Below are 21,278 nucleotides of genomic sequence, written 5' to 3'. Positions count from 1 at the left end.
CTATCTTCTTCTCGAAGATAGCTCAGGCGGCGGACTCGCGCCGACGTGACGCTCGTGAGGTTGTAGGGCTGCCGCAGGTTGCTCCGCAACCCCTTGCCATCGAAGGACGGGCGTTTCTTCAGCGGTCAGCATCGACGTATCGGGGTTTTCGCAGTGCCGTGGGAGCGGCGACGTGGTCAGGCTCGGGCTGTGTGGTCGCATAGTGGGGCTCAGGATCGAGTTCGGGATCATACTCAATGCCCATCTCGCGGCCGGCGCGTAGAGCACTGCGCAACTGGCTCTCAACCTCGTGCACTGACCGCACGAGGGCTTGGAACTCGGCCGGCGAGTCGTAGCGCTTCTTCATCCTCACGGCCTTCTCGACTCGCTCAAGACGCAGACGTCGGATCCAACGCAATTGATCGACGGTGCGGGCATTCAGCAGCTGGTAGACCTGCTCAGGGAGGCCCAGTTGAACATCACGTAGGTCGTCGTTCCGCCCCTGCATCCACGCGTCAAATTCGATCGCCGTCATGCGATCGAAGTTCGTACCGAGACCAGCGATTGACAGGGGAGCGTCGGGTTCAGCGAAGTCGACGAGCAGGACTACTGGAGAGACCTCCAGGGCTCTAGCGATCTCCAACAGATGCACGACGGATACCTCCGCCTTCCGGCCGCTCTCAATGTTCTGGAGCACGCTCGCGGTCAGCGCGGCGTTTCGGATGATCTCGACTAGGTCTGCGGTCGACCTATAGCCGGCCGCCTTTCGCATGCGCTTGATGCGTGCGCCGAACTGCGCTGCAAACTTTTCTGTCATATCGACCTCTGTAGGGACTCTACTCTGTCAATTCGACATAGAGCGGCGGGAGTCTGATCGCACTCGATCACAACAATCGGAGGCGATCACATGGAATATCAATCGGTGCTCATGACTCCCCAAGAGGTGAGCCAGTGGACGGGTCTATCTATCGGCGCACTGGCTCAGCTTCGTTACAAGGGGCAGGGGCCGCAGTTCGTCAAATTGACACCGAAGACGGTTCGTTACGTCCGCGAGCAGGTGCAGGCATGGATCGACTCTCAGATGCAAACGCAGTCCGGAGGCGGTCGCTGATGCGACTCGACGACGTGCACGTCGAGAGACAGATACTTCTCGCTGCGCGCATCTTTGAGTCCAACAGAGATGCGGCGCGGTACTGCGTACTGGCGTTCGGCACCGATCGCATTCTGGCCGCCATGGGTCAACTCTTGCTTCAGCGGGGGACCTCCTGATGAGCAGGGGTGCCGTCGTCCTCCATGCGGTGCGGTCGGCGTTGCAGGACTACTGCGTACTGCCGTCGGCAACCGCGCTGGACGCAATAACTCTCTGGACGGCACTCACCCACGTGTCCGGAGCATTCGACTTCGCTCCACGGCTTGTCATCAAGTCGGTCGAGAAGCGCAGCGGCAAGACGAGAGTGTTGGAGGTCATCGACGGTATGTCGCACGACCCAATACGGCTCGTGAACGCGTCAGTTGCTTACCTCTTCAGGAGAGTGGAGCTGGCGGATGAAGTGCCACCCACCCTGCTCTTGGACGAGGCAGACGCGTTGTTCGGATCGCCGCGACAGGCGGAGAGAAATGAGGATCTGCGCGGGCTTCTCAACTCGGGATTCCAACGCGGCGTCGTCTATGGCCGCGTCGAGGGGCGATCCTTGCAGCCGAGGGAGTACCGCACATTCGCAATGGCAGCGTTAGCCGGAATTGGGGACCTCCCCGACACGATCGAAGATCGCGCCGTGGTCATTCGGATCAAGCGTCGAGGTCCAGGAGAAGTAGTAAAACCATTCCGGAGCCGTGATGGGGGCGCGCGGCTCGGTCGCGTGCGCGACGAGCTGAGCGAATGGCTGGCCGACAAAGGCGACGTCCTCGCTGAGTTGCGCCCAGACTTGCCCGTCCACGATCGCGCCGCCGACGTGTGGGAGCCCCTCACCTGTATTGCGCACCTTGCCGGAGAGGATTGGCCGACGCGCGCCCGCGGCGCGGCGCTCGAACTCACTGCTATGCAGTACCAGTCGAGCGTCGAGTCTTCGTTTGCCAGTCGGCTGTTGAACGATATCCGGCACGTCTTTCGGTCGCTCGATAACCCGAAGTCAGTCCCGACTGCATTCCTGCTCGACCGGCTGAGCGCGCTCGACGAAGCGCCTTGGCGCACGCTCAATGGGTCGGGTCTCGACGCTCGAACTCTCTCGCGACGTCTCGCGCCATTCGATGTGCGCCCCGTCAGCGTTCGTGTCGGTACGGACATCGTCCGCGGCTATCGGTTGTCAGACCTCATCGACGCGTGGACGCGATACCTCGAACCGGACGGTGTTACGGCCGCAACATCCGCGACATCGGTGCCGCTGTTGTAGCGCTTCTGCTTCCCCGTAGCGGCAACGCCCGCTACATCCCCCGAAAGGAAATGTCATGCGATCGACCAACTGCTCCGTCATCAGAAAGTGTCGAGCAAGCTATAGCGTTAGGTGCCCTTCGCGGGCACATCCGTCCACAAGGTGGAACGTTCGCTGCGCTGGGCCGGGGATGAAGCCGTGAGTGGGACGGGAAATGACGGCCCACGTCGGCAGCCCAACACAGACGTCGCGCGCAGCAAGCGATACGTCGTCAAGGTCACGACCGATGACCGCGATCGCCTCGAATCCAAGGCTCAGCTACGAAACGTCACCGTCGCGAGACTGCTTGTGGAGTCCGCGCTACTCGAACCTGCTCAGCAGCGCGAGGCCACGATGCCTACCGCGGGGGAGCGTCAAGCCATCCTCGCCGGCCTGTTTCGCCTGGAGCGGCTGGCGTTGAGCGCCGCCAACAACGTGAACCAGATCGCTCGGTACGCGCATGAAGTACGTGGGTTTCCGGCCGGCGCTGAGGAAGCGCTCCTCACGACTCGCGGCCTCGTCGAGCGTATCGACGAGTTCCTGCGCGAGTTCGGCCTCGAAAGCCGAGGAGCGAAGCGAGGTAGGCGCAAAGCCAGCCCCGCCAATCCCAATGCAACATCGCAAACCGATTGGAGTGAATGATGCGCAAGACAACTACTGGTCCAAGAAGTCCGTTCCGATCTGTGTCGTGGATCGCCTCGGCCGTCTTCGTCGGAGCGTTGGCATCGATCGCGCTCGTCTTCACGATGCAGGGGCTGCGCACCCAAGGTGAGGAGAGGATGCCCAGCACCTCGACCGCTCCATCGGCTGCCTCCGCGATATGCGCGCCGTTGAGCGGCGACGACCTCGGCGACACGAAGTGGTCGCCGCTCGGATCCTCCTATGTCCCCTCGCAGGCTGATGTTGGGCCGGGAGTGATTGAGTCGGACGGGTTCCGCCGCTGTTTCGCGCCGACCCCCGCGGGCGCGGTCATGGCTGCAGCCAACTTCGTTATTCAAGGTTCAGCGGGCGCCGATCTGCGCCTTCGTCTTGCTGCCGAGGCAACTATGCCGGGACCTGGTCGAGATGCTGCGCTTGCAGCAACTGGTACCGGCGGCAGCACGAACAACTCCGTCCAGATCGCTGCCTACCGAGTTGACGAGGTAGACGAACGCGCAGCCTTGGTTACAATCGTCGTCCGCACCGCGGACGGTCGGCTCATCCAAGGATCCGTGCCGCTGGCATGGTTCGACGGGGACTGGAAGTTGGTCGTGGACCCGCTCACGGGCGCGTACACCGTCCTCTCTCCTGTGGCGAATCTCGGCGGAACGACGCCCTGGAGCGCAGGCTCATGAACTGCGACTTCGGTGACTGGGCATGCGGCGTCGGTAATATCATCGGCGAGTGGGCCAACAGCGCGACTGGAAAGACGCTGGAAGCGATCGGGGGCGCGATCGCTGACGGACTCCTACAAATGGTCCAGTCGCTTGCCTCAATGTGGATCACGATTCCGACGCCGAACCTCGTGTCGGCTAGCGGCGTCGCCGCTCCATCGTCGGCAGACGCGGGATTGCAAACCTTTCTCGGGTGGGCCATGTGGCTTGGACTCGTCCTGTGCGTCCTTTCGCTCATTGCTTACGGCGGGTCGATGGGTCTGCGCACGCGATACGGTGATCGATTCAGTCGGCTCGGGTCAATTGGACTGGGGGTGCTCCTGATTGGCGGTGCGGGAGCAATTATTGCCGCACTCCTCCGTGTGGGCGGGAGAAACTTGGCTGCCCCAGCCGTCGCATATGTGCAGCAATCGATAAGCGGAGTTGTTGCTGCCCTCGCCGTGCTCGGATTGATCATTGGTGGAGCGCGAATGGCCTGGGAGCAGCGCGCGGAGGGCGCCCGGAAGGCGCTTGGGTCGTTGCTAACCCTCGCGTTGGTGTCGGCCGGCGGGCTCGTAGGTGTCGCAATGCTCGTGCGCATCGCAGACCTCATCGCATCCGAAGTTATGGCGGGTGCCGCCGAGGGCTCGACTGTCGACGAGAGCCTCAAACTGATGATCGGAGCATCCAACGCGGCGACCGGTGGCGCCGGCCTACTGATCTTCATCGTGGTGGGAGCACTCGCGCTCATCGCGGCGATCATCCAGGTAGGACTTCTGGTTCTGCGTGGCGCGATGCTCGTCCTCCTAGCCGGAGTCCTACCCCTCGCGGCAAGCGCTACGAATACCGACATCGGGCGAGCTTGGTTTCAGAAGACGATTGCGTGGTTGCTCGCGTTCATCGCATATAAGCCGGCGGCGGCGATCATCTACGCGATGGCGTTCAGATTGTTGCGTGACGATAGCCCGACCGCTGACCCGACCGGGATCTGGGCAAACATCGCCGGGGTGGCTCTTATGGGCATGGCGCTTGTGGCGCTTCCGGCGATGATGAGGTTTCTGGTTCCGGTGATCTCGAGCCAGACAGGCGGGGGAGGCGCAGGCAGCGCCTTGATCGCCGCTAGCCACGTGATGCCGTCGGGTGCACGCGCCGGAGGGCGGGCGTCGGCACACTCACCGCTCGCGTCACAATCCGCGGGAGCGGCCACGCCGCCGACCGGGGCCGCGAGCGCTGCGAAGACGGGATCTAGCGCCGCCGCAGGCGGCGGAGCGAAAGCCGCTGCTGGAGGCGCAGCTGCTGCGGCCCCGGTCGCAATGGTCGCCACAGCCTCCGCCGCGGTCGGGAGTGCAGCGACAAAGGCGAAGCAACGACTGTCCGACGAAGCAGAGGACGGGCCGAGCGGGTCAGGGGGTCCAAGCTGATGACCCGCCTGTTCGATTACGCGGGCAAACCCCATCGAGTCCGGGTGCGGCGTCCCAGCTCGTCGACATCGAACTCTCCCGCAGCATAGGCGACTGCGTCGGCGCGGTACTCGGCGCCGGCGGTGAGCCCCTCCATCGCGGAGCTGTGGGCGGCGTCGGCCACCGTCCGTTTGCGCAACTCGCGCTCGCTTGCCGAGATGTCGCTCTTCTTGATGCTCATAGCGCTCCTCTCGAGTCTGAGCCCTATTCTCCAACAAGCTGTTGGAGAATAGGGCTACTCGCCGCCGTCAGCACCAGGGAAGGCTGTGATGTCGCGCGGCACTCCCCCGGAACCGGGGTAGGTGTACTTGTCGTCGACGCTCACGCCTGGTGGAACGCCTGGCGAATCTCTCGCATCGCGTCTTCTTCGGAGATCTCCCCCACCAGCACGCGCCGCGCCCGGGCGAATGCGCCGGCATCCGGGAAGTGGCCGGCGAGCTGCTGACCCTTCTCGATTTCGGCCATGACGTTTCCCACGTCGATCGGCCGCTCGAGCCCAGGCGCGGCGATTGCCGAACCGCCGATGCGCGGATCGCTCATCGTGACCTCCCTGCTTACTCTTCTGGTCTACCCGACTTGCTCAAAAACCTATAGTGGAGGTTTTGCACAGAATGGGGTTTCGACAAGGGTTTTGAGCACCGGAGCCTCCCCGACATCTCGCGGCCCGCACCGCGCGTTGCTCGGCCTGCTCAGAATCGATCGTTTCCGGCACTGCCGGGTGCAGCACCCGGCAGTGCGGAGGTCAAGTCCCTTGCCACAAACAACTTCGTGAATACCGTTAGAGCATGCCCGAGGACAGGAGATCTGCGCTTCCCGTTCTTCCCGTCGATCGAACGCTCGAGTTCCTCGTGCGCGGATACGCGTTCGGGCAGCACGGGTTCGATGCGGTGGGACGCGATGCGTTCACGACTCGCCTGATCGGGAGACGTGTGATTTTCGCCCGCGGCAGCGGCTGGGTGCGCTTCTTCTACGAGGGTGACCGATTTACTCGGGATCGGGCGATGCCTCGCTCGGTGAAGCACTCATTGCAGGACGAAGGAAGCGTGCAGACCCTCACCGGGGGCGAGCACCGGAATCGGAAGGCACTTTTCATTGACGTGCTCGATGCGTCAGCTCGCCTCGATCTGGATTGCCATGTCGCGGAGGCGTGGCAGAAAGAATGGGCCGCGGCGTCCGGAAACCGCGTATCTCTGCTGGAGTTGGCTGGGCGCGCTCTGACCGCTGGGGTGTGCACTTGGGCGGGTACTCCGCTCAGCGGCCGCGACCTTGATCGAAGAGCGTCCGAATTTGCAGGGATGATCGATGGCGCAGGTTCCTTCGGGCCACGAAACCTGCGAGGACGGGCGCTCCGGCTGCGCACGGAAGCATGGGCGCGACAGGTGCTTCGCGACGCGCCGCCGGAGACCATCGCGGCCAGGGTGGCAGGCCATCGGGACGCAGACGGTCAGTCGCTCGACGAGCGTACTGCAGCCGTGGAGTTCCTAAACCTGCTTCGACCCACCGTTGCGATCGCGCGCTTCATCATGTTCGCGGCTCTCGCGTTGCATCTTCATCCCGAATGGCGCTCGCGTGTCGCCGAGAACGAGGAGTCCCGACTCGCCTTCGCCCAGGAAGTGCGCCGCACTACGCCGTTTTTCCCCGTGGTCGGCGGGACCGCCGCACGCGATGTGGAATGGGACGGTGTCCGTTTTAGGCGCGGTGATTGGGTGATCCTTGATCTTTTCGCCACCAATCGTGATCCTCAGCTCTGGCCAAATCCGTGCACCTTTGCTCCCACCCGGTTCATGTCGGGTGAGCCGCACCACAACGCGCTTGTGCCGCAAGGCGGTGGTTTTTACGAGGACGGCCACCGCTGCCCGGGCGAACCGGCGACGGTAGACCTCCTCGCTTCCGCTGTGGGACGGCTGGCCACTGCGGAGTACACAGTCCCCGGCCAGGACTTTCGAGTCGACCTGCGGCGATTCCCGGCGCAACCCGAGGACGGGTTTGTGCTCATTCCCGTCTAACCACTGCGGGTGAACGCTCATGATCGGAACGTAGGTCCCCGGCTCGGCCTGCTTCCTTTTGGTGATCAGAGCCCGAATGCGCCGCCACTGATCAGGATGAAGATGCCGAGGCCGATCAGAACGATCGGGAACAGGGTGTGCTCCCAGCGCTCCAGGATTTCCGCGATCGGACGTCGGGTAGCGATGAACTTGGCTACGTACACCAGGACTGCGACGAGCGCGAGGAACACTACACAGTAGGCGACCACGGCGGCGGGTCCCACACTCAAGAAGACCGGCACGTAGACCCCGATGTTGTCCCCGCCGTTTGCGAAGGTGACACCCGCTACGGCCCAGACCGCGACCTTTTTACCCTCGATCTTGCCCTCATCGTCATCGTCGTCGTCGTGACGTCGACGCCATGCCTGCCAGGCCGCCCATAGTCCCAGGCCCAACGGGATCAGACCGAAGTAGGGGATGACCTCTGGAGGCAGGAATGCTCCGGCGCCGAGAGCTACGAGTACAGCCGCGCCGAGAATGCCTGCGAATCCCAGATACTGCCCGACCAGGATTCGAGCGGTCGTGCCCCGTTGTCCCGCGCCACGGGCGAAGAACAGCGAGAGCACAATGATGTCGTCGATGTTCGTGACAATGAACAGGCCGATCGCTTGCAGTATGGAGAGGAAGATCATGCCGTCGCCTCCGTCGTGCAGCATTCCGGGGCCGCGCAGGAGGGATCGATGCACCCGGCTGCATGGTCCACGGCCAAGGTCGTGTCCAGCAGAGCGGTGAGCGCCCGGGTGAGACGGGGATCTGCGACCTCGTACCGAGTTCGGCGACCCTCGGGCTCCGCAACAACGATGCCACAGTCACGAAGGCAGGTCAGGTGGTTGGAGACGTTGGACGGACTGAGATCCAGTTCACGGGCGAGTGCCGCGGGATAGATCGGGCCATCAAGCAGAGTCATGAGAATGCGTGAGCGTGTCGGGTCCGCCATGGCGCGGCCGAGACGGTTCATCACATCCAGACGATCGGTAATAGTCAGCACGCAATGAACATACACGCATCACTGTATGATTGCCATCTGTTCCGTATGTATCTAGCGATGGTGAAAGTTGTCCCAGCTCATGCGCCGTGAATTCTTCTTCGGCTTGTTCCTCGCGCTGTGTGGCGCCGTCGGGTTGACGGCATCGATGGCCCTGTCCGTTGAGAAGATCGAAAAGCTGACGAGCCCCGATGCGGGCCTCAGTTGCGACTTCTCCGTGCTGGTGCAGTGCTCTGCGAACCTCGAGAGCGCTCAAGGGGCCGCGTTTGGGGTTCCCAATCCGTTCCTCGGACTGGTCGGGTTCGCGCTCGTGGTGTGCGTCGGAGTCGCGCTGTGGGCGGTACCGCACTTCGCTCGCTGGTTCTGGATGCTGTTCAATATCGGTGTCGCGGGTGCGTTTGCGTTCGTGGTGTGGCTGATCGGGCAAAGCATTTATGTGCTGGGGACGCTCTGCCCCTGGTGTCTTGTGGTGTGGCTGGCGACGCTCCCCCTGTTTTTCATCGTGACGGTCCGGAACCTGCGCGAGGGCGTCTTCGGTCAACGGGCACGGCGGGTTGGTGCGGTGTTGTGGCCGTGGATCACGCTCGTGACGCTCGCCGCTTACCTGGTTGTCGCGGTGCTCGCGCAGTTCCGTCTGAATGTGCTGGCGAGCATCGTCTAACCCGGATGACCTGTAATCGGGCCGAAGTCACTTCTCCTGGGGGGAGGTTGCCCCCGGGTGTTCGCTGCGCGTCTGGGACCGGTGGCTGAGGAGCACCTGGAGGATGCCGAGTCCGACGCCGATTCCGATGGCGATGTCGGCGATGTTTCCGATGAAGAGGTTGCCATAGGCGAGGAAGTCGGTGACGTGGCCGCGGCCGAACCCGGGAGGGGCGAAGAGGCGGTCGATGAGGTTGCCGATTGCTCCACCCCAGACGAATCCGATTGCGACCGCCCATGCCGTGGATGTCGCCCGCCATGCGGCATAGAACAGCGCGATCCCCGCCACGATCCCGATCACAGTGAACACCCAGGTGCTGTTCGAGCCGAGAGACATGACGGTCCCGGGGTTGAAGGCGAGTTGCAACCCCAGTAGGTCGCCGATCAGCGGAATTCGTTCTTGCTCGCTCAGCTGTGCGAGCGCGATGGCCTTCGTACCCTGGTCGACGACAGCCATGGCCAGTGCGACCAGGCACGCGACGGCCAGTCTCCGGCTTCGACCGCCGTTCATCGTGTGCTTCGCACGTCGGAGACCGAGGACACGCCGTGGCGAGGGCGGGTGTACGTCGCCGCCGGCGGACGCGGATACCAACCGGGGTCGAGCAATGGTGTGGGCATGGAGGGGTGAGTCCTTTATGGTCGAGCGGTCGTTGGTCGTCAGCTGAGGCCGGAGTAGGCGTGCAGGCCTTTGAAGAACATGTTGACGATGGTGAAGTTGAACAGGACGGCGGTGAACCCGATGATCGACAGCCACGCCGATCGGGTACCGCGCCAGCCTCGTGTCGCGCGGGCGTGGATGTATCCGGCATAGAGCACCCAGATCACGAAGGTCCAAACCTCCTTTGTGTCGAACCCCCAATACCGGCCCCAGGAGTCGTTTGCCCAGATCGAACCAGCAATGAGAGTGAAGGTCCAAAAGATGAACCCCACAATCGCGAACCGGTAGGCCAGGGATTCCAGCGTGTCGGCGGTCGGCAGCGTGCGCAGGTAGCCCGACCGGGCCGCTTGAGTGTCCTCCCCCTGCGCTGCGGCCCGTCGTTCGCGGCGGGACTGGAGCAGTTGTGTGGCGGAGAGGCCGCAGGAAATCGCGAACAGGGCGGTGCCGAGGGAGGCGACGAAAACGTGGATGACGAGCCAGACGCTCTTGAGGGGGTCCATCAGCGGGGTGACTTCGACGTAGAACGCCAAGGTCGCACCGCCCAGGAGCAACGCGACCATACCGATGAGGAACGAGCCCAGGAAGCGTAGATCGTATCGGCGGAGCACGGCTAGGTAGACCGCGACGATCAGCAAAGTCCCGGTGAGCGCGAACTCGTACATGTTCGCCCACGGGACTCGTTCTGCGGCGAGTCCTCGCCCGATGGTGCCGGCGAGATGGAAGATGAACGCGAACCCGGTAAGCACGGTGCCGATGCGTGCCCAGAGCAGACGTTGCCGCTGGCCCGGCCGGGCGCGGACCTCATTCAGCTCGGCGCGTTCGTCGCCGGCGCTCGGCGTGTCTGCGCCGCCCGCGGTCACGAGCGCGGGCACCCGCTGAGGTTCGTCGCGGCGTACTGAGCGTTGCGCGAGGTCAACCGCGTAGGCGACGAAGGCCAGCAGGTACACGGCGATCGCGGTCCACACCAACAGCAGGGAGACGCTGTCCAGGGTCAGGGATTCAGGGTCAGGCATCACTTGCTCCTCGTGCGGTTTGGGGTCGGTGGTGGTGGCGTCGGTGTCCGATTCCGGCGATGGTGAGACCGGTGATCGCGCCGAGGGCGATCAGAGCTGTAAGGACCCCGCCGAGCACGACGGCGGGGGTGAGCCCTTCGCGCAGCGGGACCCGGGTGATCGCCGCGGCCGCTTTGTCGACTCCGGCGCCGTCAATGATCTGTCCGTCCGGGGCGATGACCTGGCTGGTACCGACGGTGGAGACGTTGACCACGGCGCGTCCGGTCTCGATAGCCCGCATCCGGGCGAACGTGAGCTGTTGAAGATTCTCGTCGGTGCCGCGGAAGTCGGCGTTGTTGGTCTGGAACACGTAGACCTGTGCGCCCTCGCGGGCGCCGTCCCAGATGACGGAGTCGTAGATGACGTCGAAGCAGATCGCCAGACCGACCGTCACGTCGTCGACCGTGACGAACGGAGGGTTCTGGCCGGCGGTGTATTCGCGTTGGATCAAGCCGATGAAGTCGGGCACGATCCGCTCGTAGAACCAGCGGTCTGGGACGTACTCGCCGAACGGGACGGGGTTGACCTTGTCATGCAGCTACGGAGTGCCCTGCCCGTCCCACAGAATCGAGGTGTTGAACACGTCACTGCCGCGAGCGGTGGCGGCGTTGGCCAGCAGCGGTGCGCCAGCCTGTGCGGCGAGATCGGTGAGGCGGCGGGCGGTGGCAGGGTCGGTGAGGGGGTCGCTGTCGACGGCCCCTTCGGGCCACACCAGCAGGTCCATATCCTCCCCAAGCAGGGGGGCCGTCGCTGTTGTCTGCGCGGCCAGCACATCACCGGGGGTGCGGTCATCGAAGTACCCGGAGGGCCCGTTGCCCTGTACCCAGCCGATGTCCAGCCGGCCGGCGTCGCCGGTCGGGAACTGCGGAACGACCAGCAGGGCGGTCACGATCACCGCGGCAGGCAGGAGGCCTGCCATGCGTCGGAGTCCACCGGCTCGCCACCACTGCACGAGGCTCGCGCAGGCGGCGACAATGAGGAAGCTCAGCCCGGTCACCCCGACCCATGATGCCGCCTCTGGTAGCGGTCCGTTCGCTTGGGTCATCCCAATCCGCGCCCATGGGAATCCGGAGTAGGGCCAGGACCCCATCACCAGTTCTCGTACGGTCCACAGCCCTGCCACCAGCAGCGGCACGCCGACAAACCAGAGGATGACATGTCCGCGGGCACGGTCGGTCCACCGGTAGGCGAGGGCGAGCGGGATCGCCCCGACCCCGAACAGCACCGCTTCCAGGCCGGCCAACGCCACCCAGGGGACGGGGCCGAGGTAGGTGCCCACCCACACCAGATGGATGAAGTAAAACGCGGCGCCGAAGGCCGCACCGACTAGGAACGCACCGCCGATGCTGCGTCGGATAATCGTGCACAACGCGAGGATGATGCTCACGAACGTGAGTGGCCACCACCCCACTGCGGGGAAGGATAGGTCCAGGAGTCCACCGGCGATCGCGGCGAGGAGTATCGCGGCCCACAGCGGCACTCCCCGTCGCGCAGCGGCGGGGGCCACGACGCGCGTCGGCGTGTCAGTCTGCGAGGGCGCGGTCGAGAGCATTGGTCAGATCGGTCAACTGGGTGAGCTCGAGTCGTTCGCCGTCGAGGAAGAACGTGGGCGTGCCCTGCACGCCCATGTCCTGCCCCTCGGCGAAGTCTTCCTCGACCCGCTCCCGGGTGGCGGGATCCGCGACCGCCTCATCGTAGGCGGCCATATCCAGGCCCAGCTCCTCGGCGAAGCTCCGGAACAAGCCCGCTTCCGAGACCTGCTGCTCGCCCCACTCGGCCTGCGTCTCGAACATCCGGTGGAACATGTCCTCCACCCGGTCCTGCTGCGCGGCCGCTTCCACCGCGAGGGCGGCATTCATAGAGTTGTAGTGGCTGGGGATCGGGTAGTACCGGAACACATAGTTGATCTGCCCGTCGTACTGCTCACGGATCTCTTCGATGTAAGGGTAGAACGCCCCGCACGCTTCACATTCGAAGTCAAGGAACTCCACCAGGGTCGGCGCGTCAGGTCCGGCGCTGTCTAGCAGGTGGGAGTTGCTGCGCGCGCCCGGGAGTGCGACAGCGGCGTTGTCGTCTGCGGGCGCTTGGGGGCGGGTAGTGGCCGTGTAGACGATGGCGCCGATGACGAGCACGACCACGGCGGCGATCGCGATGAGGGTCACTTTCATGGGGGTCTTCATCGTGGGTTCCTTCGGCTGGGTGTCTGTGGGCTGGGGTGTTCACGGGCGGCGAGGTGGGTGTCGCGGATCCCGGTGATCGCGTCGGGGAGCTGGGGGTCCTCTCCGCGCGCGAGACCGGCGTATTCCAGGCGCAGGGTGGGCTCGTCCCGGTCGCCGGTGACGGATGCTTTGATGAACACGCGGCGTCGGGGAACGAGAAGGCCGGTGATCAGACCGAGGGTGGCGAGGGTGGCGAAGGCGAGCACCCAGGTGGCGCCGGTGTCGCGTTTGATGTCGAGCGACGCGAATCGTTTTACGGCCGCCAGGGGGTTCGTGCCGCCGGAGGCGTCCTCGAAGGTGACCGTGCCCCACCCATTGGGCAGGTCGGCGGTCTGCCCGGGAGTGAGCTGGATCGAGTCGGCACCGCTGCTGCCGCCGGTGAGCTGGGTCATCCCGCTGGTGTCGAGGGTGTAGACCGACCGGGGCACCCCGTCGTCGATGCCGAGGCTGCCGGAGAACACGTTGAACGTGACGACCGGGTTCACCACATCGGGATACACGGAGGTAAACGCCCCGGTGTCAAGAGCACCCTGGGTGGGGTAGAAGAAGCCGACGAGCCCGACCTGTTCGGGGAGCCCGTCTGGGACCTTGATGATGCCGAGCGAGGTCATCATGCTGTCTTGCGGGAGGAAGGGCTGCGACTCGCTGTACACGACCGTGCCCTCGGGGTTTCGGACGGTGATAGTGGGTGCGTAGCCGTTGCCGAGCAGGTAGACCCGGTCATTGCCGACGGTGATGGGATAGTTCACGCGGACGCTCTCAGTGTCCTCCGTCCCGGTGCGGGCGTCTCGGATGGTGAGGTTCGCGGCGAAGTCGCCGGCTTGACCGCCCCCGGGCACTCCCGGGGGCACGTAACTGACGTCGAAGCTGTCGAGGGTCAGCGAGTACGGGTCCAATTGCGTGCCGTCCACGAACCTGCCCGGGGTGAACGAGGAGTAGTCGTTGAGGGTGTTGACGAACGTGGTTCCCTCGACGATGACTCGCTGCCCGGTGTAGGAGAAGCCGCCGGCGGCGAGCACGGCGACCAGTACCCCGACGAGGGAGGCGTGGAAGATCAGGTTGCCCGTCTCACGCAGGTAGCCGCGCTCGGCCGACACCGACCAAGACGTGGCGGTGTCGTACCGCTCGACACGGTATCCGCGGCGACGCAGATCCGCGGCGGCGACTGTGATCGTGTCCGCCGCGTCCGCGGCGGGGTCCTCGGGCTTTGCCGGAACGTCGACGAGAAGGTGGGCGCTCAGCCGACTGAGCCGTGCCGGGGTGCGTGGTGGGCGGGTGCGGAGGGCTTTCCAGTGGTGTCGGGTGCGGGGAATGATGCAGCCGATCAGCGAGATGAACAGCAGCAGGTAGATGCCGGAGAACCAGGCGGAGTTGTACAGGTCGAACACTTGGAGGCCGTCGAGGATGGGCGCCAAGTCGGGGTTGGTCCGGAAATATTGGAGGACCCCGTTGGGATCCGCGGTGCGCTGGGGGAAAATTGACCCGGGAACCGAGGCGATGGCCAGCAGGAGCAGCAGCAGGATCGCGGTGCGCATGCTGGTCAGTTGTCGCCACCCCCACCGTAGCCACTCGATGGGCCCCAGCGTCGGGGAGGTGACGGCGTCCGGCTCGTCCTGGTCGATGTGATCGGCGGGGCGGGAGGGGTCGGTGGACGGCTGGTCAGAGAGGGAGCGTGACACTGAGCATCACCCCCTGCAGAACCGACATCAACATGCCCCAGATGCCGGTGACCATCAGCACGCCCAGCGCGATCAGCAGGCTGCCGCCGATGATGTTGACCACCCGGATGTGACGGCGGAGGAAGGTGACTGACCGGGTGGCCCAGCCCAGTCCGAGCGCGAGCAGGAAGAACGGGATACCCAGGCCGAGGGAGTACGCCAGCCCCAGTAGCGCGGCACGGCCGGGGTCGCCGAGATTCCAGGACACCGACATGATCGCCGCCAACGTCGGTCCGATGCAGGGGGTCCAGCCGATCCCGAGTGCAATGCCCAGCAGGGGTGCGCTGAGCAGGCCCAGGTTGCCGCGGAAACGGGGTCGGAGTGTGCGTTGCGCACGGGGGAACGCACCGATGAACACCAAGCCCAGAACGATGACGACGACCCCGAGTACCCGGGTGAGGATGTTCGCGTATTCGAGGAAGAACAGTCCCGCCACCCCGCCGAGCACCGTGACGGTCATGAACACGAGCGTGAACCCGGCAACGAACAACGCCACCCCGCCGAGCAGCCGCCCACGGCCGGCGGCCTGGGTTTGTGTCGCGGAGGTGGACAGGGAGGACCCGAGGTAGCCGAAGTATCCGGGGACAAGCGGAAGCACGCATGGGGAGACGAAGGAGATCAGGCCCGCGAGCATGGCGATGAGCACGGCCACCCATAGCGCGCCGTCGAAGATGAACCCTTCGGCGCTCATTCGTTCTCCGCCAGCGCGTCCGCGACGAGGGTGGACAGGATCGACGCGGCCGGCAATTGCCCGATGATCCGCGCGGCGACCCTGCCCTGACGGTCCATGACCAGGGTCGTCGGGGTCGCCTGGATGGGGGTGACCGCGGCGAAGGCGAGCTTGGTCTTCCCGTCGACGATGTCGATCACGCTCGGGTAGGTAATCCCGTAGTCCTCCGCAAACGACAGCGCGGTGGCGGGCTGATCGTAGATGTTCACCCCGATGAAGCCCACCCCTTCGGGCTGGTAAGTCCGCCATACCTCTTCCAACAGGGGCGCCTCGACCCGACACGGGCCGCACGCGGCGTACCAGAAATTCACGACGTACACTTCGCCGGCGAAGTCGTCGTTGCTGACCGGGTTGCCGCGCTCATCAATGCCGGCGAACGCCACCGTTTCGCTGCGCTCCGTCTCGGGGATCTCGACGATGCGCTCGTCGACGCTGGCGGAACCGGTGCCGTTGTTGACCGTCGCGGCAAGCCCATCCTGGGATGTGCACCCTGCGACCGCGAGCACGGCAGTCACAGCGAGCATTGCGCCAGCCGCGCGGAACGTGCGCCGGGATCTTCGATGGGCAGCCGGGTGTACGGCGCGGGTGACCGAAGTCACCCGGAACGGGTTTGCCACAACGTACTCCAATGTCAGGACTCAACAGGCGTGCGATCTGGCAACGCCAGAGTTCGCACGCTCTCACGGGTGCGAGGGGGTTGAGTCGTGACTCAGGTTCGGGAAACGCGCAGCTGGGTAAGAGTGAGCACGGGCCTCTGGGACGGCGGGACCGCGAACAGCTCACGTACCGCCCCGGCGACATGCTCGAGACGGTACGTGCGGGATGGTGCCCGCCAGGCGAGGACAACGAGCGCCAACGCGCACGCCACTCCCAACAAGCACAGCGCCGCGCCGAGATCTCCGGCGTCACCTGCGTGCTCACCCGCGGTCATCCCTGCGAGAACGGTAGCCGGCCTATCAGCACCGATCGACCCCGCGATCGGCGCCGACGGGCCGCCTTCAGCATCCAAATGCGTCGCCGCCCAGCATCCCATTAGGAGTGCGAGGACCAGACCCAGCCCTACTAGCACCCGGGCCACCGGCCACGCTGCGCGCACATCGATAGCGCGGTCAGCTGGGGTGGTGCGGATCATTGCGGATGGTCCTACGCTCGGGGGTGCACAGTGGGTCGGGTTATTCGTCTATTAGACATTATCAGATGTATAGTCAGCAGATGCTGACTATTGCGTCTCGTGTTGATGTGATGAACCGTCTCGGCCGCGCGATGGCCGATCCGACCCGTTCCCGTATTCTCCTCGAGCTTCTTGAATCCCCCGGGTACCCTGCCCGGTTGTCGGAGTCGCTGAGCTTGACCCGGACGAACGTCTCCAACCACCTCGCGTGCCTCCGCGGCTGCGGCATCGTCGTCGCAACTCCGGAAGGACGCCAGACCCGGTACGAGATCGCGGACCCACATCTGACTCGCGCAATCTCGATGCTCGTGGACACCGTGCTCGCCTACGACGACGGCGCACCCTGCACCGACGAGAACTGCGACGTGCCGTTCTGCTGCGACACCATGACCACGATGGGTGCCGCACTGTGAGCGAGGAATGCTGCGGACCGGACGAGCCACGCAAGACCCGCACCGTGCGCCGGATTGAACTGAGCCACCCGCTCACCACCGGTGACGCCTGCTGCGACCCCGGCAACGCCCGCACGACGGCCGATACGCCCACGGCGGCCCGGAAGCATGACGACGGCGACGCATGCTGCGGACCAGACCCCGCCACGATCCCCATCGACACGAATGCGGGAGAGATCGAGGTGCGTCCGCCGTGGTGGCGGGACACCGCACTACTGCCTTCCGCGATCGCGGGCGTGTTCCTCCTCACCGGATACATCCTGGAATGGACCGGGGTGCCGATCCCGGCCCTAATTTTCCAAGCGATCGCCCTGATCGCCGGCGCGTACACGTTTGTCCCCGGTGCGATCCGCCGGCTGCTGCGCGGCCGCCTCGGTGTCGGGCTGTTGATGACGATCGCCGCGGTCGGAGCGGTGCTGCTTGGCCACATCGGCGAAGCCGCCGCACTGGCGTTCCTGTTCTCTCTCGCCGAAGCCCTCGAAGACCGGGCGATGGACCGCGCCAAAGAAGGCCTACGGGCGCTTCTGTCCCTCATCCCCGCCACCGTGCGGATCTCCCGCCTGGGCGGCGACGTCACGATCCCCGCAGCCGACGTCCGTGAACTGGACATCCTCGTCGTCGGCGCTGGCGAACGGATCGCCACAGACGGTGTCGTCGTGGAGGGCCGGTCAAGCCTGGACGCCTCCGCGGTCACCGGCGAGTCCATCCCCGTCGAGGTCGGACCCGCAGACGAGGTCACCGCCGGCTCGGTGAACGGGTCTGTAACCCTCCGGATCGAAGCCACCGCGAATGGACGGGACAACTCCCTTACCCAGATCGTCGCGCTCGTCGAGCAAGCCCACGCCCGCAAGGGCGACCGGGCACGCCTTGCTGACCGCATCGCCCGTCCCCTCGTCCCAGCCGTGCTGATCCTCGCGGCCCTCGTTGCCCTGTTCGGTGTGCTTGTTGGCGACCCGTGGACGTGGATCGAACGAGCCCTCGTCGTGCTGGTAGCCGCGTCCCCGTGCGCCCTGGCGATCGCGGTGCCCGTCACTGTCATCAGCGCCATCGGTGCGGCCTCGAAGTTCGGTGTTGTGATCAAATCCGGCGAGGCGTTCGAGCAGCTCGGCACGATTCGCGCTGTGGCCCTGGATAAGACCGGCACCCTTACCCGCAACGAGCCGACCGTCGTCGATGTGCAACCGTCTGCCGGGGCCACCCGGGACGACCTCCTCGCCTGGGCGGCGGCCGTCGAGGCGTCCAGCACGCACCCGCTCGCTGCGGCCATCACCGCCGCCGCACCCGGCACTGCTGCTGCGATGAACGTGATCGAAGAGGCGGGCCACGGCGTCACTGGCCAGATCAATGGCCGAACGATTCGTATCGGCAACGCCCGCTGGCTCAACCCCGGCGACCTCCGCATCACGGCCGACACTATGGCCGCTCAGGGCATGACCGTGGTCGTCGTTGAGACGGACGGGCAGATCGCTGGACTCATCGGAGTGCGAGACGAACTGCGTCCAGAATCCGCCGAGACCGTACGGATGCTGCACGATCAGGGCATCCAGACCATCATGCTCACGGGCGACAACGACCGCACCGCCCGCGCGATCGCCCAGGAAGCCGGAATCACCGACGTGCGTGCCGAGCAGCTGCCGAAAGACAAGGCCGACGCGATCGCCGCACTCGTAGCATTGCGCCCCACGGCGATGGTCGGGGATGGGATCAACGACGCCCCTGCTCTCGCGACGGCGACGGTGGGGATCGCGATGGGAGTGAAGGGGTCTGCCGCCGCGATCGAGTCCGCCGACGTCGCTTTCACCGGGCATGACCTGCGCCTCATCCCCGGCGCTCTAGCGCATGCGAAGCGGGGTCGGCGGATCATGACCGCAAACATCGTCCTGGCATTGGCGATCATCATCGTCCTGTTCCCGCTCGCCCTGTTCGGCGTGCTGGGCCTTGCTGGTGTCGTGCTGGTGCACGAGATCGCCGAAGTCGTCGTGATCCTCAACGGTGTCCGCGCGGCCCGGCGTCCTGCTCTGGCCCGCAACGTTGTTCCAGCCGCGCCAGAGCCTGCGCTCTCGGCGGTATGACGTGGGTGTGGTGACCCCTGATCCGTGGACGGTAGACTGCGAAGGATGATTTCGGCCGCTCGAACACAGGATGCTGTGATTCTGAGCGAACGTCTGCTGATAACGAGGATCATTACGAGCGTGGCTCTCGCGCTGCTGCTGATCGTCGGCGCGTGGATGGCGACTCACACCGAGCCTGAGGCAGCCGCACCAACCGCGTCGTCCGTCACGGAGCATGTGGACGCGCACATCGCGCCCATCGCCGCTGGTGCACCGGTGATCGATCAGGGAACGACGAGTCCCACTCTGCTGGGCGTCGCAGCGTGTGTGCTTGGGGTGTTGTGCGGGCTGCTGCTGATCGTGGCGACCCGGTGGGTGCATCGCACCCGACGTCCGCAGCCTGAACGAGGACTGCTGCCGTTGCTGAGAGCGCTGTTGCCTGCGCCAGCACCGCCCCGCGCCGCCGCGTTTTCGCTGACACAGTTGAGCATTTCCCGAACCTGACACCTGGCACGCCACCCGCCTGTGGTGGCAACCTTCTCCGGCGCGCCTGCCGGGGATATCTCTCTCATGCCCACGTGTCGCGACCGTTCGGAGTACCCCCATGAAAACCCCTGTGAAAGTGACGTTGATCACTGTCGCTGTCGTCGTCGCCATGATCCTGGCGGCGGTCATCTATGTCCTTGTCAATCAACGCTCGACGCCTTCCCCGGGAGGGGAGGGGGAGCCCGCATCGGTGGTGCGACCGAACTCGCATGTTCTGGACGACGGGGGTGAGGGTGCGGTCACGGTGGTGGAGTTCCTTGACTTCGAATGTGAAGCGTGCGGTGCGTTCTACCCAATCGTCGAAGACATTCGGGAGAAGTTCGCCGGGCAGATCACCTATGTCGTCCGCTACTTCCCGCTCCCCGGTCACACCAACTCCACCAACGCGGCCCTTGCTGCGGAGGCCGCAGCCGGGCAGGACCGGTTCGAGGATATGTATCACCGGCTGTTCGAGACGCAGGCCGAGTGGGGCGAGTCACAAGAATCCCGCGCTGATTTGTTCCGCGGATTCGCGGAAGAGCTCGGGCTGGACATGGCCGCCTACGACGCTGCCGTCGCGGACCCGGAAACGCTGGCCCGGGTGGAGATGGACCTCAACGAGGGTCAGGCGCTGGGTGTTTCCAGCACCCCGACGTTCTTCGTGGACGGGGAACCACTGGAGCTGCAGCAGTGGAACGACCTCGAGGACGCCATCATTCAAGCGCTGAGCACGGCCCCGTGATGCCTGCCAGTCTTGCGCGCCGTCGGGCGATCATCGTTGGCGCCGGCCAGTCGGGCCTTGCGGTCGCTGCGGCGCTGAGCGCGGAAGGGCTGCGACCACAACAGGATTTCGTCGTGATCGATGCGGCAGCTCCGGGTCAGCGCAGCTGGTCGTCAAGATGGCACTCGATGGTGCTGCTCAGCGACGCCCGACACAGTGCTCTCCCGACTCGGCGGCATCCGGGAGATCAACGGCTGCACCCCAGGGTGGATGAGATGGTCGACTACCTCAAGGTGGTCGAGGCGGGGATCGGTGTCGAAACAGCCTGGGGTATCCGCGTCACCGGGGTCGAGCGACGTGGCGACGGAACCACCCTGCACCTGTTCACCACCGTGGGGGAGGTGCAGACCCGCAACATCGTGTGCGCCACGGGCGCTGCCGCCCACCCCCGACTTCCCGAATGGGCCACCGCATTGAGCGTCCCCGGTGTCGCGATCCATACCAGCAGCTACCAATATCCCCGCCAGATCCCCACCCAGGATGTGCTGATCGTCGGCGGCGGCAACAGCGGTTTGCAGATCGCACGGGAACTTGCCGCTTCCCACACGGTGACCGTGGCGGTGCGTACCCGCCGCGCGCACCGGCCCCTGGCCAACTACCCATTGGCCGCCGGCGGCCGTCGGCCGTTGTTCGGCGGGGATCTTCGTCCCGAGCCGGTGTTCGGTGACAGTTACGAACGGCTGCAACAGGCCGGGGTGCGAGTCGTCCCCGCGGTAACCGATGCGCGGGGCGGCGCAGTGACCTTCGCGGACGGGACGACGGCATCACCGGGCTCGGTGATCTTCGCGACCGGCTACCTCCCCGGAGACGACTGGCTCCCCAATGAGGCACGCATCCGTGGGCCGCGGCGCACAACGACCCCCGTACCTGGCCTGTTCGTCGCGGGATTCCCGCAATACAGCCGCCGCGGTGTCGACACCATCGCCGGGGTCTTCGCGGACGCGACAGCGATCGCACACCACATCATCAACCGGCCGTAAGAGAGGGACCAAC

25 protein-coding genes are annotated in these 21,278 nt (G+C 65.2%); 12 read left to right on the top strand and 13 right to left on the bottom strand.

The annotated features are described in order from the left end of the window. Positions 1 to 118: 118 nt before the first annotated feature. Positions 119 to 796: a helix-turn-helix domain-containing protein gene (locus NFR93_RS14040; RefSeq protein WP_251454450.1), complete on the bottom strand. Its 678-nt coding sequence runs from the start codon at positions 794 to 796 to the stop codon at positions 119 to 121. A gap of 90 nt (positions 797 to 886) precedes the next feature. Between NFR93_RS14040 and NFR93_RS14035 the strand changes: the two genes are divergently transcribed. From NFR93_RS14035 to NFR93_RS14015, 5 genes are all read left to right on the top strand, one after another. Further along, positions 887 to 1,090 carry a helix-turn-helix transcriptional regulator gene (locus NFR93_RS14035; protein ID WP_251454446.1) on the top strand — a complete coding sequence of 68 codons (204 nt, stop codon included), beginning with the start codon at positions 887 to 889 and terminating at the stop codon, positions 1,088 to 1,090. A 157-nt stretch (positions 1,091 to 1,247) separates the two neighbouring features. Further along, a complete protein-coding gene (locus NFR93_RS14030) occupies positions 1,248 to 2,369 on the top strand; it encodes a DUF3631 domain-containing protein (RefSeq protein WP_251454443.1) in 1,122 nt (373 codons plus the stop codon). A gap of 111 nt (positions 2,370 to 2,480) precedes the next feature. Beyond that, positions 2,481 to 3,029, top strand: a complete 549-nt coding sequence (gene mobC / locus NFR93_RS14025; RefSeq protein WP_251454440.1) for a plasmid mobilization relaxosome protein MobC — start codon at positions 2,481 to 2,483, stop codon at positions 3,027 to 3,029. Between the two features lie 41 nt (positions 3,030 to 3,070). After that, positions 3,071 to 3,721 carry a DUF8175 domain-containg protein gene (locus NFR93_RS14020; RefSeq protein ID WP_251454437.1) on the top strand — a complete coding sequence of 217 codons (651 nt, stop codon included), beginning with the start codon at positions 3,071 to 3,073 and terminating at the stop codon, positions 3,719 to 3,721. Beyond that, positions 3,718 to 5,160, top strand: a complete 1,443-nt coding sequence (locus NFR93_RS14015; protein WP_251454434.1) for a hypothetical protein — start codon at positions 3,718 to 3,720, stop codon at positions 5,158 to 5,160. The genes NFR93_RS14020 and NFR93_RS14015 overlap by 4 nt, the downstream gene beginning before the upstream one ends. Positions 5,161 to 5,176: 16 nt before the next feature. Here NFR93_RS14015 and NFR93_RS14010 read toward each other — a convergent pair whose 3' ends face one another. Both NFR93_RS14010 and NFR93_RS14005 read right to left on the bottom strand, forming a co-directional pair. Further along, positions 5,177 to 5,380 carry an antitoxin VbhA family protein gene (locus NFR93_RS14010; RefSeq protein ID WP_251454431.1) on the bottom strand — a complete coding sequence of 68 codons (204 nt, stop codon included), beginning with the start codon at positions 5,378 to 5,380 and terminating at the stop codon, positions 5,177 to 5,179. 140 nt (positions 5,381 to 5,520) lie between these two features. Then, a complete protein-coding gene (locus NFR93_RS14005) occupies positions 5,521 to 5,739 on the bottom strand; it encodes a hypothetical protein (protein ID WP_251454429.1) in 219 nt (72 codons plus the stop codon). 245 nt (positions 5,740 to 5,984) lie between these two features. Between NFR93_RS14005 and NFR93_RS14000 the strand changes: the two genes are divergently transcribed. Continuing rightward, positions 5,985 to 7,205, top strand: coding sequence for a cytochrome P450 (locus NFR93_RS14000; protein ID WP_251454426.1), 1,221 nt, complete (start codon positions 5,985 to 5,987; stop codon positions 7,203 to 7,205). 65 nt (positions 7,206 to 7,270) lie between these two features. Here the strand turns inward: NFR93_RS14000 and NFR93_RS13995 are convergent, their stop codons facing one another. Together NFR93_RS13995 and cmtR (NFR93_RS13990) are read right to left on the bottom strand one after the other, a co-directional pair. Then, positions 7,271 to 7,876: a cadmium resistance transporter gene (locus NFR93_RS13995; RefSeq protein ID WP_251454423.1), complete on the bottom strand. Its 606-nt coding sequence runs from the start codon at positions 7,874 to 7,876 to the stop codon at positions 7,271 to 7,273. Beyond that, positions 7,873 to 8,232 carry a Cd(II)/Pb(II)-sensing metalloregulatory transcriptional regulator CmtR gene (gene cmtR / locus NFR93_RS13990; RefSeq protein WP_242086956.1) on the bottom strand — a complete coding sequence of 120 codons (360 nt, stop codon included), beginning with the start codon at positions 8,230 to 8,232 and terminating at the stop codon, positions 7,873 to 7,875. The genes NFR93_RS13995 and cmtR (NFR93_RS13990) overlap by 4 nt, the downstream gene beginning before the upstream one ends. 67 nt (positions 8,233 to 8,299) lie before the next feature. Between cmtR (NFR93_RS13990) and NFR93_RS13985 the strand changes: the two genes are divergently transcribed. Then, positions 8,300 to 8,890 carry a vitamin K epoxide reductase family protein gene (locus NFR93_RS13985; protein ID WP_251454420.1) on the top strand — a complete coding sequence of 197 codons (591 nt, stop codon included), beginning with the start codon at positions 8,300 to 8,302 and terminating at the stop codon, positions 8,888 to 8,890. Positions 8,891 to 8,917: 27 nt separating this feature from the next. On the opposite strand, the gene lspA is transcribed toward NFR93_RS13985, so the two are convergent. The 8 genes from lspA to NFR93_RS13945 all read right to left on the bottom strand — a co-directional run bounded on the left by lspA (position 8,918) and on the right by NFR93_RS13945 (position 15,829). Then, positions 8,918 to 9,439: a signal peptidase II gene (lspA, locus tag NFR93_RS13980; protein WP_251454417.1), complete on the bottom strand. Its 522-nt coding sequence runs from the start codon at positions 9,437 to 9,439 to the stop codon at positions 8,918 to 8,920. Positions 9,440 to 9,585: 146 nt separating this feature from the next. Continuing rightward, positions 9,586 to 10,599: a c-type cytochrome biogenesis protein CcsB gene (gene ccsB / locus NFR93_RS13975; RefSeq protein ID WP_251454412.1), complete on the bottom strand. Its 1,014-nt coding sequence runs from the start codon at positions 10,597 to 10,599 to the stop codon at positions 9,586 to 9,588. Next, positions 10,592 to 11,176, bottom strand: coding sequence for a nitrilase-related carbon-nitrogen hydrolase (locus tag NFR93_RS13970; RefSeq protein ID WP_251454653.1), 585 nt, complete (start codon positions 11,174 to 11,176; stop codon positions 10,592 to 10,594). Before NFR93_RS13970 ends, ccsB begins: the two co-directional genes overlap by 8 nt. Beyond that, on the bottom strand, positions 11,177 to 12,190 hold the full coding sequence (locus tag NFR93_RS13965) for a hypothetical protein (RefSeq protein WP_285814607.1): 1,014 nt from the start codon (positions 12,188 to 12,190) through the stop codon (positions 11,177 to 11,179). Beyond that, a complete protein-coding gene (locus tag NFR93_RS13960; RefSeq protein WP_251454406.1) occupies positions 12,162 to 12,818 on the bottom strand; it encodes a DsbA family protein in 657 nt (218 codons plus the stop codon). The genes NFR93_RS13965 and NFR93_RS13960 overlap by 29 nt, the downstream gene beginning before the upstream one ends. Next, positions 12,815 to 14,536: a cytochrome c biogenesis protein ResB gene (gene resB / locus NFR93_RS13955; RefSeq protein WP_251454401.1), complete on the bottom strand. Its 1,722-nt coding sequence runs from the start codon at positions 14,534 to 14,536 to the stop codon at positions 12,815 to 12,817. Before resB ends, NFR93_RS13960 begins: the two co-directional genes overlap by 4 nt. Beyond that, entirely contained in the window at positions 14,517 to 15,266 is a 750-nt protein-coding gene (locus tag NFR93_RS13950; protein ID WP_251454398.1) for a cytochrome c biogenesis CcdA family protein, read from the bottom strand. Before NFR93_RS13950 ends, resB begins: the two co-directional genes overlap by 20 nt. After that, positions 15,263 to 15,829: a TlpA family protein disulfide reductase gene (locus NFR93_RS13945; protein ID WP_251454651.1), complete on the bottom strand. Its 567-nt coding sequence runs from the start codon at positions 15,827 to 15,829 to the stop codon at positions 15,263 to 15,265. Before NFR93_RS13945 ends, NFR93_RS13950 begins: the two co-directional genes overlap by 4 nt. Before the next feature lie 688 nt (positions 15,830 to 16,517). On the opposite strand from NFR93_RS13945, the gene cmtR (NFR93_RS13940) reads away from it, so the two are divergent. The 5 genes from cmtR (NFR93_RS13940) (at position 16,518) to NFR93_RS13920 (ending at position 21,265) form a co-directional block, all read left to right on the top strand. Next, positions 16,518 to 16,889, top strand: a complete 372-nt coding sequence (cmtR, locus tag NFR93_RS13940) for a Cd(II)/Pb(II)-sensing metalloregulatory transcriptional regulator CmtR (protein ID WP_251454648.1) — start codon at positions 16,518 to 16,520, stop codon at positions 16,887 to 16,889. 221 nt (positions 16,890 to 17,110) lie between these two features. Beyond that, on the top strand, positions 17,111 to 19,000 hold the full coding sequence (locus tag NFR93_RS13935; protein WP_251454630.1) for a heavy metal translocating P-type ATPase: 1,890 nt from the start codon (positions 17,111 to 17,113) through the stop codon (positions 18,998 to 19,000). 45 nt (positions 19,001 to 19,045) lie between these two features. Further along, positions 19,046 to 19,483, top strand: a complete 438-nt coding sequence (locus NFR93_RS13930; protein ID WP_251454395.1) for a hypothetical protein — start codon at positions 19,046 to 19,048, stop codon at positions 19,481 to 19,483. 100 nt (positions 19,484 to 19,583) lie between these two features. Continuing rightward, a complete protein-coding gene (locus NFR93_RS13925; protein ID WP_251454392.1) occupies positions 19,584 to 20,246 on the top strand; it encodes a DsbA family protein in 663 nt (220 codons plus the stop codon). Then, positions 20,246 to 21,265 (top strand): flavin-containing monooxygenase, encoded by a 1,020-nt coding sequence (locus NFR93_RS13920; RefSeq protein WP_251454627.1) that lies wholly within the window; start codon positions 20,246 to 20,248, stop codon positions 21,263 to 21,265. The genes NFR93_RS13925 and NFR93_RS13920 overlap by 1 nt, the downstream gene beginning before the upstream one ends. Positions 21,266 to 21,278: the final 13 nt, after the last annotated feature.

The organism is Microbacterium sp. Marseille-Q6648, from assembly GCF_943181415.1.
Lineage (GTDB): Bacteria > Actinomycetota > Actinomycetes > Actinomycetales > Microbacteriaceae > Microbacterium.
Note: the sequence above shows the minus strand (reverse complement) of the source record. Positions and strands in the feature narration are given on the sequence as shown.

Coding starts and splice junctions, on each gene's coding strand:
- NFR93_RS14005 (WP_251454429.1), bottom strand. CDS start 5,739: ATGAGCGATCCGCGCATCGGCGGTTCGGCAATCGCCGCGCCTGGGCTC.
- NFR93_RS13950 (WP_251454398.1), bottom strand. CDS start 15,266: ATGAGCGCCGAAGGGTTCATCTTCGACGGCGCGCTATGGGTGGCCGTG.
- NFR93_RS14030 (WP_251454443.1), top strand. CDS start 1,248: ATGAGCAGGGGTGCCGTCGTCCTCCATGCGGTGCGGTCGGCGTTGCAG.
- NFR93_RS13995 (WP_251454423.1), bottom strand. CDS start 7,876: ATGATCTTCCTCTCCATACTGCAAGCGATCGGCCTGTTCATTGTCACG.
- NFR93_RS13920 (WP_251454627.1), top strand. CDS start 20,246: ATGCCTGCCAGTCTTGCGCGCCGTCGGGCGATCATCGTTGGCGCCGGC.
- NFR93_RS13965 (WP_285814607.1), bottom strand. CDS start 12,190: ATGCTCTCGACCGCGCCCTCGCAGACTGACACGCCGACGCGCGTCGTG.
- NFR93_RS14040 (WP_251454450.1), bottom strand. CDS start 796: ATGACAGAAAAGTTTGCAGCGCAGTTCGGCGCACGCATCAAGCGCATG.
- NFR93_RS13925 (WP_251454392.1), top strand. CDS start 19,584: ATGAAAACCCCTGTGAAAGTGACGTTGATCACTGTCGCTGTCGTCGTC.
- NFR93_RS14010 (WP_251454431.1), bottom strand. CDS start 5,380: ATGAGCATCAAGAAGAGCGACATCTCGGCAAGCGAGCGCGAGTTGCGC.
- NFR93_RS14035 (WP_251454446.1), top strand. CDS start 887: ATGGAATATCAATCGGTGCTCATGACTCCCCAAGAGGTGAGCCAGTGG.
- NFR93_RS13930 (WP_251454395.1), top strand. CDS start 19,046: ATGATTTCGGCCGCTCGAACACAGGATGCTGTGATTCTGAGCGAACGT.
- cmtR (WP_251454648.1), top strand. CDS start 16,518: ATGCTGACTATTGCGTCTCGTGTTGATGTGATGAACCGTCTCGGCCGC.
- ccsB (WP_251454412.1), bottom strand. CDS start 10,599: ATGCCTGACCCTGAATCCCTGACCCTGGACAGCGTCTCCCTGCTGTTG.
- NFR93_RS14000 (WP_251454426.1), top strand. CDS start 5,985: ATGCCCGAGGACAGGAGATCTGCGCTTCCCGTTCTTCCCGTCGATCGA.
- NFR93_RS13960 (WP_251454406.1), bottom strand. CDS start 12,818: ATGAAGACCCCCATGAAAGTGACCCTCATCGCGATCGCCGCCGTGGTC.
- lspA (WP_251454417.1), bottom strand. CDS start 9,439: ATGAACGGCGGTCGAAGCCGGAGACTGGCCGTCGCGTGCCTGGTCGCA.
- NFR93_RS14015 (WP_251454434.1), top strand. CDS start 3,718: ATGAACTGCGACTTCGGTGACTGGGCATGCGGCGTCGGTAATATCATC.
- NFR93_RS13945 (WP_251454651.1), bottom strand. CDS start 15,829: ATGCTCGCTGTGACTGCCGTGCTCGCGGTCGCAGGGTGCACATCCCAG.